General features: G+C 69.4%; 18 protein-coding genes. 8 read left to right on the top strand and 10 right to left on the bottom strand.

Features of this window, described 5'->3' with window-relative positions; genetic code table 11:
• Positions 1-104 precede the first annotated feature (104 nt).
• Complete coding sequence (locus C6V83_RS02930) at positions 105-1,046, bottom strand: esterase/lipase family protein (RefSeq protein WP_105943674.1); 942 nt, start codon at positions 1,044-1,046, stop codon at positions 105-107.
• Positions 1,047-1,357: 311 nt separating this feature from the next.
• Between C6V83_RS02930 and C6V83_RS02925 the strand changes: the two genes are divergently transcribed.
• The gene (locus tag C6V83_RS02925) at positions 1,358-2,203 is read left to right on the top strand and encodes an HAD family hydrolase (protein ID WP_105941127.1); all 846 of its coding nucleotides are present in this window, start codon (positions 1,358-1,360) and stop codon (positions 2,201-2,203) included.
• Positions 2,204-2,710: 507 nt separating this feature from the next.
• On the opposite strand, the gene C6V83_RS02920 is transcribed toward C6V83_RS02925, so the two are convergent.
• On the bottom strand, positions 2,711-3,457 hold the full coding sequence (locus tag C6V83_RS02920; RefSeq protein ID WP_105941126.1) for an oxidoreductase: 747 nt from the start codon (positions 3,455-3,457) through the stop codon (positions 2,711-2,713).
• 210 nt (positions 3,458-3,667) lie between these two features.
• Here C6V83_RS02920 and acs point away from each other — a divergent pair, with 210 nt between their 5' ends.
• The 3 genes from acs (at position 3,668) to C6V83_RS02905 (ending at position 7,225) form a co-directional block, all read left to right on the top strand.
• The gene (acs, locus tag C6V83_RS02915; RefSeq protein WP_105941125.1) at positions 3,668-5,608 is read left to right on the top strand and encodes an acetate--CoA ligase; all 1,941 of its coding nucleotides are present in this window, start codon (positions 3,668-3,670) and stop codon (positions 5,606-5,608) included.
• 100 nt (positions 5,609-5,708) lie between these two features.
• Positions 5,709-6,242: a phage holin family protein gene (locus C6V83_RS02910; RefSeq protein ID WP_234353835.1), complete on the top strand. Its 534-nt coding sequence runs from the start codon at positions 5,709-5,711 to the stop codon at positions 6,240-6,242.
• A gap of 38 nt (positions 6,243-6,280) precedes the next feature.
• Positions 6,281-7,225 (top strand): alpha/beta fold hydrolase, encoded by a 945-nt coding sequence (locus C6V83_RS02905; RefSeq protein ID WP_407646232.1) that lies wholly within the window; start codon positions 6,281-6,283, stop codon positions 7,223-7,225.
• Positions 7,226-7,297: 72 nt separating this feature from the next.
• Here C6V83_RS02905 and C6V83_RS02900 read toward each other — a convergent pair whose 3' ends face one another.
• From C6V83_RS02900 to nth, 4 genes are read right to left on the bottom strand one after another with little or no spacing between them, the layout of a single operon-like run.
• Positions 7,298-8,500, bottom strand: a complete 1,203-nt coding sequence (locus tag C6V83_RS02900; protein WP_105941124.1) for a MarP family serine protease — start codon at positions 8,498-8,500, stop codon at positions 7,298-7,300.
• Complete coding sequence (locus C6V83_RS02895) at positions 8,497-9,285, bottom strand: NUDIX hydrolase (protein WP_105941123.1); 789 nt, start codon at positions 9,283-9,285, stop codon at positions 8,497-8,499. The genes C6V83_RS02900 and C6V83_RS02895 overlap by 4 nt, the downstream gene beginning before the upstream one ends.
• The gene (locus C6V83_RS02890) at positions 9,282-9,962 is read right to left on the bottom strand and encodes a TlpA disulfide reductase family protein (protein ID WP_234353834.1); all 681 of its coding nucleotides are present in this window, start codon (positions 9,960-9,962) and stop codon (positions 9,282-9,284) included. The genes C6V83_RS02895 and C6V83_RS02890 overlap by 4 nt, the downstream gene beginning before the upstream one ends.
• Positions 9,959-10,645 carry an endonuclease III gene (nth, locus tag C6V83_RS02885; RefSeq protein ID WP_234353940.1) on the bottom strand — a complete coding sequence of 229 codons (687 nt, stop codon included), beginning with the start codon at positions 10,643-10,645 and terminating at the stop codon, positions 9,959-9,961. The genes C6V83_RS02890 and nth overlap by 4 nt, the downstream gene beginning before the upstream one ends.
• A gap of 200 nt (positions 10,646-10,845) precedes the next feature.
• Between nth and C6V83_RS02880 the strand changes: the two genes are divergently transcribed.
• Together C6V83_RS02880 and C6V83_RS02875 are read left to right on the top strand one after the other, a co-directional pair.
• Entirely contained in the window at positions 10,846-11,091 is a 246-nt protein-coding gene (locus C6V83_RS02880) for a hypothetical protein (RefSeq protein WP_199832578.1), read from the top strand.
• Between the two features lie 134 nt (positions 11,092-11,225).
• Entirely contained in the window at positions 11,226-11,900 is a 675-nt protein-coding gene (locus tag C6V83_RS02875; RefSeq protein ID WP_105941121.1) for a Crp/Fnr family transcriptional regulator, read from the top strand.
• A gap of 72 nt (positions 11,901-11,972) precedes the next feature.
• On the opposite strand, the gene C6V83_RS02870 is transcribed toward C6V83_RS02875, so the two are convergent.
• The 3 genes from C6V83_RS02870 to C6V83_RS02860 are packed head-to-tail and all read right to left on the bottom strand — an operon-like array spanning position 11,973 to position 13,468.
• Positions 11,973-12,788 carry an MBL fold metallo-hydrolase gene (locus C6V83_RS02870; RefSeq protein ID WP_105941120.1) on the bottom strand — a complete coding sequence of 272 codons (816 nt, stop codon included), beginning with the start codon at positions 12,786-12,788 and terminating at the stop codon, positions 11,973-11,975.
• A gap of 3 nt (positions 12,789-12,791) precedes the next feature.
• A complete protein-coding gene (locus C6V83_RS02865) occupies positions 12,792-13,301 on the bottom strand; it encodes a RidA family protein (protein ID WP_105941119.1) in 510 nt (169 codons plus the stop codon).
• Between the two features lie 2 nt (positions 13,302-13,303).
• Positions 13,304-13,468 (bottom strand): hypothetical protein, encoded by a 165-nt coding sequence (locus C6V83_RS02860; protein WP_105941118.1) that lies wholly within the window; start codon positions 13,466-13,468, stop codon positions 13,304-13,306.
• A gap of 50 nt (positions 13,469-13,518) precedes the next feature.
• Here C6V83_RS02860 and C6V83_RS02855 point away from each other — a divergent pair, with 50 nt between their 5' ends.
• Together C6V83_RS02855 and C6V83_RS02850 are read left to right on the top strand one after the other, a co-directional pair.
• On the top strand, positions 13,519-14,544 hold the full coding sequence (locus C6V83_RS02855) for an ArsA family ATPase (RefSeq protein ID WP_407646231.1): 1,026 nt from the start codon (positions 13,519-13,521) through the stop codon (positions 14,542-14,544).
• Entirely contained in the window at positions 14,544-15,650 is a 1,107-nt protein-coding gene (locus tag C6V83_RS02850) for an ArsA family ATPase (RefSeq protein ID WP_407646230.1), read from the top strand. The genes C6V83_RS02855 and C6V83_RS02850 overlap by 1 nt, the downstream gene beginning before the upstream one ends.
• A gap of 27 nt (positions 15,651-15,677) precedes the next feature.
• Here the strand turns inward: C6V83_RS02850 and C6V83_RS02845 are convergent, their stop codons facing one another.
• Positions 15,678-16,199, bottom strand: a complete 522-nt coding sequence (locus tag C6V83_RS02845) for a hypothetical protein (protein ID WP_105941117.1) — start codon at positions 16,197-16,199, stop codon at positions 15,678-15,680.
• Positions 16,200-16,219: the final 20 nt, after the last annotated feature.

Genomic DNA, 16,219 nt, shown 5'->3' with positions numbered 1-16,219 from the left:
GACCGACCGCGCATCACGCCAGCGCGTTGTCCACAGGTCCGAGACGGACGCTCGAGCTGTCCACAGATCCCCTCCGGGGGCTTCCCCCCGTGGGCCTCATCTGCTCAGCCCGTGAACGGCGGCACCAGCTCACAGGGCACCTTCACGGGGTTCTCCGGATCGAGGGCGTTCAGCACCGTGTAGGCCGCCCGCCGCGATCCGGCGATGGCCATGTGGTCGCTGTAGTCCAGCGCGCAGTCGTCCTGCAACACGATGTTGGTGACGTTCTCGCCGGGCCGTCCGGGCACTTGCCCCGCGGTGTAGGGGATCACCGCTTCGTCGTACCGAGTGCTGATGTTGGTGTAATCGACGCCCTTGACGTACGGAGTCCCGCCGGCCCAGATCTTCTTGTTCATCGGGCTGCCGGGAAGCATGGCGCCGCAACCGATGCACATCGGAAACGGCGTCGCGCCGAGTGCCTCGCCGAGGACGTTCATCGACGGACCGAACGACGCGGTGCCGCGCCAGAGCGGAGCGAGCGAGACGTATTTGGTCACCTTGTCTGCGCCGCCCAGATGCTTCAGGTAGTACGCGGGCATGTAGGTGCCCTGCGAGTGACCGACGAGGTCGACGGTCTCGGCGCCGGTCGATCGCCGGACGCGGTCGACGAATCGGGCGAGTTGGCGGGCGCTGACCTCCTGCCGGTCCATGCCGCCGACTGCGGTGAACGGCCACGGCAGCCCCGGCAACGCACCGTAGGTCAGGGCGTAGACGCAATAGCCGCGGTTGCGAAGCATCGGCACGTACGAACCCCAGTTGGTGGTGCGTGCGCCCCCGGTGCCGTGCACCAAGATCACCGGACGAGGATGCTCCGGGGACGGCTGGCACGACCAGTCGTTGGATCCGGGCAGCGAACCGCCCGGATGCGCCAGCTCGTAGGGGATCCCGCCGAAGAAGTTGTAATTCTCCGGCAGTCTCGACGACGGCTCCGCGCCGGCCGGCGAGGCCGACAAGAGTCCGAGCACCACCAGCAGCGCCGCCACGCTGCCGGTCAAGAGTCTGCGCATCATCATGTCCCCACCGCTCCTCGGCCGTCGAACGCGGCCTGATCCGGGACTGTAGCGCTTCGCGGCACCGCGCGGACCCGATAACACAGAGCCGTCGACGGCCCGAAAATGACGGATGACCCCGGCCAGGGGGGAGGAGGCCGGGGTCATCTACTTTCAACCCCGGGGGGTCGGGTTGAAAGCACCGGCCGAAGCCGGACACCTGCCAAAGTACACGCGCCGGAACACTCCAAGCAACCCGATCGGAGGACGGATCCGCGTTTGCCCCGATCCACCTTCGGCGCTGTCTGCGAGACCGTAGTGTCAGATGTGTGGCACAGACCCCACCCACCCGCTCAGCCGCGTTTTTCGATCTGGACAAAACGGTCATCGCGCGGTCCAGCGCGCTCGCTTTCACCAGGCAGTTCTACGACGGCGGCTTGCTCACCAAACGCGGAATGCTCCGCTCGGCGATTGCGCAGCTGCAGTTCCTGCTGACCTCCGACCACACGGACCAAGTCGAGAAGATGCGCCGACATGTCACCGAGATGTGCGCCGGCTGGGAAGCAGCCACGGTCCGGTCGATCGTCTCCGAGACGCTCGACGACGTGGTGCGCCCGGTGATCTTCGCCGAAGCCGCCGCATTGATCGCCGAACACAAGGCCGCCGGCCGGGACATCATCTTGATCTCAGCGTCCGGAATCGAGATGGTGGAGCCGATCGGCGAGTTGCTGGGTGCGGACACGGTGCGGGCCACCGTGATGACAGTGGTCGACGGCCGATATTCCGGCGAGATCGAGTTCTACTGCTACGGCGACCAGAAGGCGATCGCCATGCGCGAGCTCGCCGAGGCCCACGGCTACGACCTGGCCGAGTGCTACGCCTACTCCGACTCCAGCACCGACATCCCCATGCTCGAAGCCGCCGGACATCGCGCGGTGGTGAATCCCGACAAGGCACTCCGCGCGTACGCGACCCAGCTCGACTGGGAGATTCTCGACTTCCCCAACCCGGCCCCGCTGGTCGACTGGTCGGACCCGGCCACCCGGGGCTGGACCGCCGCCGCGGCTGCCGGAGTGGGCGTCGTGGCCGCCGTCGCCGTCGCCGCTGGACTCTCCGCATTGCGTCACCACCGTGGCGACGGGCCCCCCTCCGGAGGCCGGCACGCAGCCGCCTGAAATGGCGACGAACACTTGCTGTGATCCGCGTCACGTGATAGAAAATAGGCACGGAACCCCGAAGGCAAAGTCCGGACCGGAAGAGAAGGTCCGGACCCCCGGAAGGTAGTTCCCAGCACGGGCGGCAAGCACCCACGCGGAGCGCGCCGCATTGGCAGAAGCGTTGTGCGCCTGCGACATCGAGGATCCGCGACGAGGTCCGGAGCCTCCTTCCCTCGCCGAGGCGATACCCACAACCCACCTTGCACGCTTGGTAACTTGAGTCCGTGCTCGCGGGCGGCACCTGCAACCGGTTCACCGGTTCGGGCGCCGCCCGCAATACTGTGCGGTGGTCTCGACTCCGCTCGACCAGCGAACACCGGCCGACTCCGCTCGACCAGCGAACACCGGCCCGACTCCGCTCGACCAGCGAACACCGGCCCAACCCCGCTCGACCAGCGAACACCGACCCGACCCCGCTCGACCAACGACAGGCTCGACTCCGCTCGGTCGGCGAAGGTTATGCCCCTACCTCGCGGCGTCGGCGATCGACGCGGCTTCGGCCGCGCCTGCCGCCATCGCCTCGCAGCACAGCACGATCCAGTCCGCCAGCGCCTGGGGATCACCGGTGCCGAAACGCGCGGAGTCCTCCCGATAGTCGCCCAGCCGGCGCAGCCAGGTCACCTCGGGCACACCGAGCAGGTGCGGGTCGAGGCCGGTCGCCGCCGACACCAGGCGCGAGGCGCCCCGCGCCACCACCGCATTGGCCTCCTGGAAAGGCGCGAGCACCAGCAACTCGCCGTGGACCACCGCCGCCAGGACCGCGGCGGGCACCGCAGTGGCACCGGTGACCAGCTGCCCCAGGAAGTCCAGACGCTGCGCGATGTGCGGCTCGTCCCGGGGGCGCCCGAGCCGGTCTTCGGGCACCAGTTCGGCGGCAGCCAGCGCGTGCAGCCGAGCCAGCGACTGCATCGGCGCCCGCCGGAACACCGCGACCTCACGGTCGAGCGAGTCCGGATCGAGCGCCTGCGCGACGCGGATGGCCCCGGACATCACCGGGTCGTCGAAGTCGTGCTCGCGATTCAGCTCCGTCGTCGCGCCCTCCATCGCCGCCGAACTGCGGCCGCCCCGCCACGACGACTCGCGCGACGTCTTGTCCCACCCCCGAAGATTCACCGGGTGCCGGTGCACGGCGGCCAGCGCCTCGCCGGCCCCGTCTGCGGCGGCCGCCACACCGGGCAGGTCGAGCAGGGGCGCCAGCGGATCTGAAGTCACCCGTTCACAGTAGCGGGCGGCCGTCGGCCACCGAACGCGCCGGACCGACCGCTCGTCGCGCGCATCGCACCCGCAACCTAGACGGGATTATGCTCCCGGCGCTGGGTGACTACGCTCACAATCAGCGATCGCAGCACGCTGCATCACCGAGTCCGCACAAGTACATCACCGCGCAGACGGTCCATTCGCATCACCGAAAGGCAGCCCATCATGTCGACCACCGACCAGGTCTACCCCCCGTCACCGGAGTTCGTCGCACAGGCCAACGCCAACGAGGCCATGTACCAGCGCGCCGATGCCGACCCCGACGAGTTCTGGGCAGAACAGGCACGGCGCCTCGACTGGCAGACGCCGTTCACCAGTGTCCTCGACTGGTCGGACGCGCCGTTCGCGAAGTGGTTCGCCGACGGCAAGCTGAACGTGGCCGTCAACTGCGTCGACCGGCACGTCGCCGCGGGCAAGGGCGATCGGGTGGCGATTCACTGGGTCGGCGAGCCCGGGGACACCCGCGACCTCACCTACAGTCAGCTCAAGGACGAGGTCAGCCGGGCCGCCAACTACTTCAGCGCGATCGGCCTGCAGGCCGGAGACCGCGTCGCCATCTACATGCCGATGGTCCCGGAGGCCATCATCGCGATGCTCGCCTGCGCACGTCTCGGGCTGACGCATTCGGTGGTCTTCGCCGGTTTCTCATCGGCCGCCCTGCGCTCGCGCGTCGACGATGCCGAGGCCAAGGTGGTCATCACCACCGACGGCCAGTTCCGCCGCGGCCGGCCGGCCGAGCTCAAGACTCAGGTCGACGAGGCCCTCGGCAGCGGCGACGACGCCGCGCCGTCGGTGGAGAAGGTCATCGTCGTCCGGCGCACCAACCACGACGAGAATCTGCCGTGGGTCGACGGCCGCGACGTCTGGTGGGAGGACACCGTCAGCGAGTCGTCGCCGGTCCACGAGCCCGAGTTCTTCGAGTCCGAGCACCCCCTGTTCCTCCTCTACACCTCCGGCACCACCGGCAAGCCCAAGGGCATCGTCCACACCTCCGGCGGCTACCTGACCCAGGCCTCCTACACCTTCCACAACGTCTTCGACCACAAGGAGGGCCGCGACGTCTTCTGGTGCACCGCCGACATCGGCTGGGTCACCGGGCACTCGTACATCGTGTACGGCCCGCTGTCCAACGGCGCCACGGAGGTGATCTACGAGGGCACCCCGAACTCGCCGGACGAGCACCGCCACTTCAACATCATCGAGAAGTACGGCGTCACCGTCTACTACACCGCACCCACCCTGATCCGGACCTTCATGAAGTGGGGCCGGGCGATCCCCGACGTCCACGACCTGACGTCGCTGCGGCTGCTCGGCAGCGTCGGCGAGCCGATCAACCCGGAGGCCTGGCGCTGGTACCACGAGGTGATCGGCGGCGGCCGCTGCCCGATCGTCGACACCTGGTGGCAGACCGAGACCGGCGCCATCATGATCGCGCCGCTGCCCGGCGTCACCGCGTGCAAGCCGGGTTCGGCGATGAAGCCACTGCCGGGCATCAGTGCGAACATCGTCGACGACGAAGGCCGCTCCGTCGGTGCCGGCGAGCAGGGCTATCTGGTGCTCGACCGTCCGTGGCCGGGCATGCTGCGCGGCATCTGGGGCGACCCGGAGCGCTTCACCGAGACCTACTGGTCCCGCTTCGCCGAGCAGGGCTGGTACTTCGCCGGCGACGGCGCTCGGTACGACGACGACCACGCCCTGTGGGTGCTCGGCCGCGTCGACGACGTGATGAACGTGTCCGGTCACCGGATCTCGACCGCCGAGGTGGAATCGGCGCTGGTCGCCCACCCGGCCGTCGCCGAGGCGGCAGTGATCGGTGCCGCCGACGAGACCACGGGTCAGGGCATCGTCGCCTTCGTGATCCTGATGGAGGGTGCCCAGGACAGCGGGGACGCGCTGATCACCGAGATGCGCAACCAGGTGGCGGCCGACATCTCGCCGATCGCCAAACCGCGAGAGATCAACGTCGTGCCGGAACTGCCGAAGACGCGTTCGGGCAAGATCATGCGCCGCCTGCTCAAGGACGTCGCCGAGGGTCGCGAGCTCGGCGACACCTCCACCCTGGTGGACCCGTCGGTTTTCGAGGCGATCCGCGCCAAGCGGGCCTGACCCGTTGCGACGAACCGTGCGTTCTCGCCCACGGCCCTCGCTACGCTCGGGGCCGTGAGCATGGCAACATGAAGCCCAATACCCGACGCAAGGAGAATTCGTGAGCGGCAATCAGGACACCTGGCCCAGCGGCCCCCAGAACCCTCCGCAGGTGCCGTCGATCCCGATGTCCGATGCGAACCTCGGACGCGACGGCCAGCCCACGTTCGGCAATCTGGTCAAAGAGGCCACCGCGAGCGCCTCGACCCTGTTCCGCGCCGAGCTGCAGCTGGCCAAGACCGAGCTGGTCGGCGAGGCGAAGAAGGCCGGCGCAGGCACCGGGCTGATCATCGTTTCCGGTGTCCTGCTGCTCTACGCGAGCCTGTTCTTCTTCGTCTTCCTCGGCTTTCTGCTCGACATCTGGCTGTCGACGTGGCTCGCCTTCCTGATCGTCTTCCTGCTCCTGCTGACCGTGGCGATCGTCGGCGTCCTGGTCGGCTACCTGCTGTTCAAGCGGTTGCGGAAGCCGGAGAAGACCATCGAATCGGTTCAAGAACTGAAGTCCGTGGTTCCGGGCCAGGGCGATGCCGGCCCCCCGGCCGGCGGTTACGCGCACCCGCAGATCCCGCCCGCGTACGACCCGAACCGGAGCTGACGGGCCGCCCGGCCCGTTCGCTCGGTGTTCCGGCGCCCATGGCTACCCTGTCCGGTCCGCCCGATGCCACTCAGATCCGGCTCGACGGACCGTGGCATCATTTCGACGTCCGCGCGAACGGACTGCGATTTCACGCGGTCGAGACGGTCGCCGGTTCGGTCGCCGATCGACCGCTGGTGCTCCTACTCCACGGGTTCGGCGAGTTCTGGTGGAGTTGGCGCCACCAGCTCGGCGCGCTGACCGACGCGGGCTATCGCGCGGTGGCCGTCGACCTGCGGGGGTACGGCGACTCGGACAAGCCGCCGCGCGGCTATGACGGCTGGACGCTGGCCGGCGACACCGATGCGCTGGTCCGGGCACTCGGCCACTCCCAGGCTTCGCTGATCGGGCACGCCGACGGCGGCCTGGTGTGCTGGGCCGCCGCCACCCTGCATCCGCGGTCGGTCGACCGGATCGCCGTGCTGGCCTCGCCCCATCCGCGCGCGCTGCGCCAATCGATGTTCACCGACCGTGCTGAGCGCGGCGCGTTCCTGGGGCCGTTCGTGCACAACCAGCTCCCCCGGCTCGGCGAGCGTCGGCTGACCCGCGGCGACGGCGCCTACATCGAGGAGTACTTCCGCGAGCGCGCCGGCGCGCTATGGCGGCAGACCGCCGACTACGCCGATGCGGTCACGCTCAATCGGCTCGCGATCCAGATCCCCGGCGTCGCCCACTGCAGCCTGGAGTACCGCCGGTGGGCGTTCCGCTCCCAGTTCCGCAGCGACGGTCGCCGCTTCATGGACCTGATGAACAAGCGGCTGCACATCCCGGTGCTCGCGCTGCGCGGCCGCGACGACGAGTACATCCTCGAGTCGGTGACCGCGGCCAGCGGCCACTGGGCCTCGGAGTACGTCTACCGCGCGATCGACGGCGCAGGTCACTTCGTCCACGAAGAGCGCCCCGACCAGGTCAACGCCGCACTCCTGGAACTGCTCGAACGCTGAACGCGGCGTGCCGCACCGCGGACGCCCGGCTCGGCCCCGCCGGTCAGATCGGGCCGGCGCAGCCGGGACGGTTCAGCGGGCCACGCAGTTGGACGTGCTGACCCGCCGGGTCCGCTGCTCGGATGCGGCGACGTCGCTCTCGACCTGCCGGGCGGTGAGCACGAAGCCGGTGTCGTCGGCGACGTCTTCGGAGGCGCCGAAGACCACGCCGAGCACCTTGCCGTCGGGGTCGATCATCGGCCCTCCTGAATTGCCCGACCGCACCGTGCCGCGCACCGTGTACACCTGACGCCGCACCTTCTCCGGGCTCTGATAGATGTCCGGGCCCACCAGATTGACCGTGTTCCGGATCCGGGCGGGCGTCACCGTGAACGGTCCGTCGCCGGGATAACCGAGGATGATCGCGTCGTCGCCGGTCTGCGCCGCACCGGTCGCGAACTCCAGCGGACGCGCACGCAGCCCGGGAACGTCGAGCACCGCGACGTCGCTGCGCGAGTTGTACCAGACGACGGTGGAGTCGTACCGCGTTCCGTTCGGCGTCTGGATCGACACCTCGTTCGCGCCGGCCACCACGTGGGCGTTGGTCATCACGCGTTCGGGGGCGAAGACGAACCCCGAACCCTCCAGCGACTGCCCACAATTCGGCGCCTGCGCGTAGATCTTCAGCACGCTCGGGCGGACCCGGTTCACCACCGCGGCGGTGTCGAGCTGCCGGTCGGGCGGGTCGACCTGCGCCACCTGCGCCTCACCGAACGGGCTGATCACCTGCTTCAGGCCCGAACTGTCGAGCAAGGCGGTGAAGTCGCCGGGCAGGTCGCGCATCCATTGCGGCGCCACCCGGTCGACCGCCCCGATCACCCGCGAGCCGTCCACGGCCTCGGCGAGCTTGGGCTGGGAGGCGCCGCGGATCGGGATCGCGAGCAGCCAGGCGGCGATCAGGATGGCGACGAACTGAAACCCCGAACCGATCCAGCTGTCCACACGGCGCAGCCTCAACGAATGCAGGCCGCTGCGCGCCGCGCGCCCCACGACCATGCCCGAGACCTCGCCGATCACCACCAGCGCGACCAGCAGCAGCAGCGCGACCAGCACGCGCAGGCGCGGATCGTCGATCTGCTTCACCACGTGCGGCACCAGCAGGATCCCGGCGACCACGCCGATCACGACGCCGATGAACGCCATCGCCGACGCCGCCGCCCCCTGCCGGTAACCGCTGGCCGCCGCCAGCACGGCGACGGCCAGAATCAGGACGTCGACCCAGACCGAACCGCTCATCCGCGCCCGGCCTCGTCAGCCGGAAACCCGGAGACCTGCCGACCGCCGGTCTCGGCGATCATCTGCTCCAGCGGGCGCACGTCGTCGGTGTCCCACGGCACGTCCCAGCCCGCGGTCTGGCTGATCGCGGCCAGCAGACCGCCGGTGAAGCCCCACACCAGCATCCCGTCGTACAGGAACGCGGGTCCCTTGTACGCGGTGATGCCGGAGACGGCACGACGGACCTGGAACCGGTTGCCCGGCTCCAGCAGCTCCCGCAGATTCACCCGGACCACGCGGGCCGTCTCGCCCTCGTCGACCACGCCGACCGCACTGGGCACCGGCTCGTGGCCGATCACCGGTGTCACCTCGAAACCCGACGGCACCGGGAACGCCGGCAGGTTCGCGAGCAGCCGCACACCGTCGCCGCGCAGACCGGTCTCCTCTCGCGCCTCACGCATGGCGGTCCCCACCGGATAGTCGTCGCCCGGGTCACGGCTCCCGCCGGGAAACGCGATCTGCCCGCCGTGCGTCCGCATCCCCGCGGCGCGTTCGGTGAGCAGGATGTCGGCGTCTGCAGGCAGACCGCCCGGATGGTCCGGCGCCGCGTCGAACGCGCCGCCGAAAAGCACCAGCACCGCAGCGGCGCGCTGGGCCCGGAAGGCGGCAGCCCACCGGGCACGGTCCCCGCCCCGGCGGAGCACGGCCTCGTTCACCGCACCCGGATCGTCGGTGACCGCCCGGAGCCACGGCGGGATCTCGCAGCGGTCGACCAGCGCGCCGACCGGGACCGGTTCACGTTTCACGAGACATCCACTCCCAGTTCCTTGTGCACCACGCCGGCCAGGTCGTCGTACGAGTTGAAGACCCGTGGCAGGACGGCGGCCACAGTGCCGTCGGCGCGGATCAGGATGGTCGACGGGTACACCCGCGGCGCTTTCAGCGCGGCGGCGACCGAGCCGTCGGTGTCGGCCACCGTCGGCAGGTGGACGCCGACTTCCTTCAGGAACTGAAGAATCGCGTACGGCTTGTTGCCGCCGTCGCGCGCGTGCACGGCGAGCACGTCGACCCGGTCGCCGGCCCGCGAGTGCAGTTCGTCGAACAACGGCAGTTCGCGACGGCAGGGCAGACACCACACCGCCCACATGTTGACCACCACGGGTCGGCCCGCGGTCGCCGCACCGAGATCGATCGGCCGGCCGTCGGCGAGGCACAGCGCGGACACCCCGCGCAGCGCGGCTCCGCCGGGCACCGGCGCCGAGCTCTGCGGGCACGGGACCAGCGCCGCGTCCGCGCGGGCCTGCGCGAGCATGCTCGCGGGAACATCCTCGTCGGTCACGCCCCGCGCCGACGACGTGGCCGCGGAGTCGCCAGTCTCGGGCGCGCCGCCGCCCCGGGGCCACAGCGCGAAGATGAGCGCCGCCATCACGATCACGAACGCGATCATCGCCTTGGCCGACGGCGAGGACAGGACCTTCTTCACGACTCGACCCCGGCCAGGGCCAGCAGATGCTCGGTCTCCGGCCCCTTCACCAGTGCGGCCGCCTCGGCCACGTCGGTGGGGCCGAGGCCGTACGACGGGCAGTCGCGCGCCAGCGTGCACACTCCGCATGCTGGGCGCCGCGAGTGACAGATCCGTCGGCCGTGGAAGATGATCCGGTGCGACAGGTCGGTGTACTCGCGCCGCGGAAAGAGGTCGGCCACGGCCCGCTCCACTCTGACCGGGTCCTCCTCCCGGGTCCATCCCCAGCGGCGCACCAGACGGCCGAAGTGCGTGTCGACCGTGAGGCCAGGCACCCCGAAGGCATTGCCGAGCACCACGTTCGCCGTCTTGCGACCGAAGCCCGGCAGCGTCACCAGGTCTTCGAGCCTGCGGGGCACCTCGCCGTCGTACCTTTCCACCAGCGCCTGACCGAGGCCGATGATCGAGTTGGCCTTGTTCCGGTAGAAGCCCGTGCTGCGGATCATCTCCTCCAGCTCGGTCCGGTCGGCGCTCGCGTAGTCGTGGGCGGTGCGGTATTTGGCGAACAGCGCGGGCGTGACCTGATTGACCCGGACGTCCGTGCACTGCGCGGACAGGATCGTGGCGACCGACAGCTCCAGCGGCGTGGTGAAGTCGAGTTCGCAGTAGACCTCGGGGAACTCCGCCTGCAGCGCCCGATTCATCCGGCGTGCACGACGGACCAGCCCCAGGTGCGTCTGTTCCCGTGGGGCCCGCTGGCCGTGACCGGACTGCCCTTGCTTCACAACGATCCAGGTTACCGATGCGCCGGAGTCCGGTTCCCGTCGCAGCGACATGGTCACAAGTCGGTGACGACGGCCCGCTCGGTTTCGCCACCCGGCGGGTGCTGTGTTTACTGGGAGCCATGCAAGGTCTGCTCGTGATCGTCTTCCCGTTCGTGCTGATGGCGTTCGCCCTCGCCATGGAGAAGGTGCAGACCCGCCTGGACCGGCTGTCGGTCGGCGGCGAGCAGGTCGACGAGTTCCTGGAGGCCGCCGACGACACGGACGTCAGCAACCTCGCCAAGTCCGGACTGCCGGCAGCGCTGGACGAGCTCCGCAACCGGCGCAGCGAGAAGTACGACGACGAGCAGGCAGACCGGGCCTCGTAGCGGCGCGGTCTGCGGTACTGAGACCGAATAGCCCGGTCACGCGCACGCGTGACACTCCCAACATTTACACTTTCTCTTCGAGTAGCGTGGATCACGCGCGCGTTTGCGGCGACGAGAACGAGAAAGGTTCTTTGGTGGACGACATTCTTGCCCGGGCGGGCATCTTCCAGGGGGTCGAGCCTGCCGCGGTTGCGGCGCTGGCCTCCGAACTGACCGAGGTCGAGTACCCTCGCGGCCACGTGATCTTCCACGAGGGCGAACCGGGCGATCGCCTCTACATCATCCTCTCCGGCAAGGTGAAGCTCGGCCGGCGCTCGCCGGACGGCCGGGAGAACCTGCTGACCATCATGGGACCGTCGGACATGTTCGGCGAGCTCTCCATCTTCGACCCGGGTCCGCGTACGTCGTCGGCCACCACCGTCACCGAGGTCCGGGCCGCGACCATGGACCGCGACGCGCTGCGCAAGTGGATCAAGGACCGTCCGGAGATCGCCGAGCAGCTGCTGCGGGTGCTCGCCCGCCGGCTGCGCCGAACCAACAACAACCTCGCCGACCTGATCTTCACCGATGTGCCGGGCCGCGTCGCCAAGCAGCTCCTGCAGCTCGCTCAGCGCTTCGGCACCCAGGAGGGCGGCGCCCTCCGCGTGACCCACGATCTGACTCAGGAAGAGATCGCCCAGTTGGTGGGCGCCTCTCGAGAGACCGTGAACAAGGCCCTCGCCGACTTCGCCCAGCGCGGTTGGCTGCGCCTGGAAGGCAAGAGCGTGCTGATCGCCGATTCGGAGCGTCTGGCCCGCCGGGCGCGCTGACCCCGCTGATCGATCCGGCGAGACGATCGAGGTCCACCCCCGCTCGCCGGATCGGTCCTCGACGGGTTTCCGTCACAGCGCGCGCAGGTACTCCAACTGGGTCTTGACGCTCATCCGCGCGGCCGGCCAGAGCTTGCGATCGACGTCGGAGTAGACCCTGCGGACCACCTTCATCGGCTTGGCCTCGTGCGCAGTCAGTTTCAGGTCGTCCAGTGCCTGCCGGATCTGGTCGAGACGTCCCTCGCGGTGCGCCTTGTAGTGCCGGGCGATCGGCTCCAGCCGCGGATGGTCGCGGCCGTGTCCGGGCAGCAGCGTCGCGTCGGCGGCGTCGACGATCAGCCTGTTCAGCGAGTTGAAATAGTCGCCGAGACTACCGTCCGCCGGATCGAGCACCGTGGTGCCGTGCCCCAGGATGGTGTCTCCGGTGAGCACGGCCCGCTGGTCCTCCCACTCCACCAGGAAGCTCATCGAGTCGGCGGTGTGTCCGGGGGTGTGCAGCGCGGTGATGCGCAGACCGGCCGCCTCGATCACCTCGCGGTCGGTGAGTCGTGGTCCACCGTGGCTGAACTGCTCGGCGTACGCGCGGTGCACGGAACCGGTGTCCTTGCGCATGCGCTTGATGGCGCCGGTGTGGTCGAAATGCCGGTGGGTGATGAGCGTCAGCTCCACCTCACCCGCGGCCTCGGCCACCGCGCGCACGTGGCGCTTGGACCGCGGCGGTCCGGGATCGACCACCACCGCGGTGGGACTGTCCGGGGCGCGGAGGATCCACGTGTTGGTCCCGTCCAGCTCCATCAGTCCGGGATTGTCGCGCAGCAGCACCGAGGCGAACTCGGTGACCGGCCGCACCCGCCCGTAGGCGGGGTGCGCGCTCGGGTCCCCGGCCATGGCTCAGCGGTCTCCGGCCGTGAGCTGCACGATCAGCTCCACCTCGACGGGCGCGCCGAGCGGCAGTTCGGCCACGCCGACCGCGGACCGCACATGCACGCCGGCTCCGCCGAAGATCTCGCCGATCAGGTCGGAGGCGCCGTTGAGGACGCCGGGCTGGCCGGTGAACCCGGGTGCCGAGGCGACGAAGCCGACCACCTTCACCACGCGCTCGACCGCGTCGATGCCGACCAGATCGTGCACGGCCGCAAGAGCGTTCAGCGCACACTGCCGGGCCGCGGCCTGCGCCTGGGCCGGCGTCACGATGCCTTCGGCGCCCTCGGACACCTTGCCGCGCAACGTCAGTTCGCCGTCGACCACGGGCAGCTGTCCCGAGGTGTAGACGAATCCGCCGGCCTGCAGCGCCGGGGTGTAGCTGCCGACCGGTGCGACGACGGCCGGCAGCGTGACGCCGAGTTCGGCGAGCCGCGCGCTCCAGGGGCGGCCGGACCCGGTGTTGTCGATTCCGGTCATGATCAGTTGGTGGGCCGCTTGAGGTAAGCGACGTGCTGCTCGCCGGTGGGCCCGGGGAGAACGCTGACCAGTTCCCAACCGTCCGAGCCCCAGGTGTCCAGAATGTCCTTGGTCGCGTGCGTCAGCAGCGGAATGGTCGCGTATTCCCAGGTGGTGAGTTCACTCATGATGCCAACCTTATCGGTTGATTCTCACGCCGGACAGGCCGGTGGATAAGGTGAAGCCCGTGACGACTGACGCGTTGACCCAGCAAGGAGACGGTTGGCCCGCGCATGCGCGTTCGGCTCGGCTCCACTTCGTGTCCGGCAAGGGCGGCACCGGCAAGACCACCGTCGCCGCGGCGCTGGCGATCGCCTTCGCGAGCGAGGGCAAAAAGGTACTCCTGGTCGAGGTCGAGGGGCGACAGGGTATCGCTCAGCTCTTCGACGTCCCGCCGCTGCCGCCGACGGATCATCAGGTCGCCGCGGCCGAAGGCGACGGCGGTGTCTGGGCGCTCGCCATCGACATCGAGCACGCGCTGCTGGAGTACCTGGACATGTTCTACAACCTCGGCTTCGCCGGGCGGGCGATCAAGAAGGTCGGCGCGATCGACTTCGTCACCACGGTCGCCCCCGGCCTCCGGGACGTGGTGATCACCGGCAAGATCAAGGAGCGCGTGATCGCCACCGACAAGTCGGGCGAGCTTCTCTACGACGTGATCGTCGTCGATTCGCCGCCGACCGGCCGTATCGGCAACTTCCTGGACGTCACCTCCGCCATGCGCGACCTGGCCAAGACCGGCCCCATCCGCAGTCAGAGCGAGGGTGTGGTGCGCCTGCTGCACTCGCCGGAGACCGCGGTCCACCTGTGCACGCTCCTGGAGGCCATGCCGATCCAGGAGACCATCGAGGCCGTCGACGAACTCACCGCGAAAGACCTGCACATGGGCGCGATCTTCGTGAACCGGGTGCGCCCGCAGTATCTGCCCGACGACCACCTCGACGCGATCGCCGAGGGGCACGTCGACGCCGACGCCGTCCGCCGGGCACTGACCGAGGCCGGACTCCAGGTGTCCGACGACGATCTGGCCGGCCTGGTGGCCGAAACCGTCGACTACGCGGTCCGCCTGCAGGCGCAGCAGGTGGCGCAGGCCGATCTGGACGAGGTCCACGTGCCCCGGATCGACCTCCCGGAGATCGACGACAGCGTCGATCTCGGAGCGCTCTACCAACTCGCCCGCACAATGAAGGAGGCCGGCGTCTGATGAGCGTGCTGAAGATGGGGGCGACGCTGCTCGACCCCGCCACCCGCGTGGTGATCTGCTGCGGATCGGGCGGCGTCGGCAAGACGACCACCGCCGCCGCGATGGCTCTCTACGCCGCCGAACGCGGACGCACCGTCGCCGTGCTGACCATCGACCCGGCGCGCCGGCTGGCCCAGTCGCTGGGGATGAGCGAGCTGACCAACGAGCCGCAGCCGGTACCGATCACCCCGCTCGAGGGGCATGAGAGCGGCACGCTCGACGCGATGATGCTCGACATGCGCCGGACCTTCGACGACATGGTGATCGAGCATTCCACGCCCGAGCGCGCCGAGGCGATCATGAACAACGCCTTCTATCAGACGGTGGCGTCGTCGTTCTCCGGCACGCAGGAGTACATGGCGATGGAGAAGCTCGGGCGCCTGCTGGATCAGAACCGGTGGGACCTGATCGTCGTCGACACCCCGCCGTCACGGAACGCCCTGGACTTCCTGGACGCGCCGCAACGGCTCGGCTCGTTCCTGTCCGGCCGCCTGATGAAGATGCTGATCGGCGGCGGTCGCGGCGTCGGCCGAGTCCTGACCGGGGCGATGAGCATGGCCATGCGAGGCATCGCGACCATCATCGGCGCAGACATTCTGCGCGACGTCGCCACCTTCGTTCAGTCGCTGGACTCGATGTTCGGCGGCTTCTCCGAACGAGCCGACCGGACGTACGCGATGCTCAAACGGCCGGGCACCAACTTCGTCGTCGTCGCCGCGCCCGAGCCGGATGCCCTGCGCGAGGCCAGCTTCTTCGTCAACCGTCTGGCCCACGACTCGATGCCGCTGTGCGGCCTGATCGTCAACCGGACGCATCCCGATCTCACGTCGATCTCCATCCCGTCGGCGGAGACCGCGCTGGAACACGTGTCCGACGACCTCACCCGCGGAGTCCTCGCGGTCCACGTCGACCGTGCGAAGACGGCTCGCCGCGAGGCGCACCTGATGGAACGCTTCACCTCCGCCAATCCGAGCGTCGCCACCGTGCATGTACCGGCGCTGCCCTTCGAGGTGGCGGATGCGGCTGCGCTGCGCGCCGTGGCCGACCAGATCACCCAGCCCGGCTGAACCCGGCCTGCGGTCGGGGCCCGAGCGTCAGGCGACCGGCGGCCCCGTTCCGGTGTGCCTCGCCGCGACGGCGTCGTAGAACTCCGTCGCGTCGGGCCGGTAGAGAAAGTACAGAATCGTCACGGCGAGCAGCAGCGTGATGAGAACGACGGCGTTGAAGCCGTTGAGAAGAACGAAGACCGACAGGGCTATGGCGGCGATTCCCGTCAGGGTCGCGGCGACACGTCCCCAGGCGCGACCCTGCCCGTTGGCCCAGGCCAACAGCAGCCACAGCGCGGTCAGCAGCAGGGTTCCGGCCCCGATACCGATCCGCCAGGCGGTGACCGCGTTGTCGACCAGAGCTTGCGCGTCGTCGCCGGCGCGGCGCGCGAACTCGGCGCGTACCGCGTCATCGTCGCCCAGTCCGCCGACGATCATGAAGAAGGCGACCCCGAAGGCCACCTGCAGCACCGCGCCCAGGTACATGAGCCAGACGGCGTTGCGGAGCGAGTCTGGCCGCGTGAGCGCGGCGCCGACCGCGTTCGGCCGCGGCGGGGGCTGCTCGATCATGCGGCAGACGCTACCCGTCC

Source organism: Gordonia iterans, from assembly GCF_002993285.1.
Taxonomy (GTDB): domain Bacteria; phylum Actinomycetota; class Actinomycetes; order Mycobacteriales; family Mycobacteriaceae; genus Gordonia; species Gordonia iterans.
Note: the sequence above shows the minus strand (reverse complement) of the source record. Positions and strands in the feature narration are given on the sequence as shown.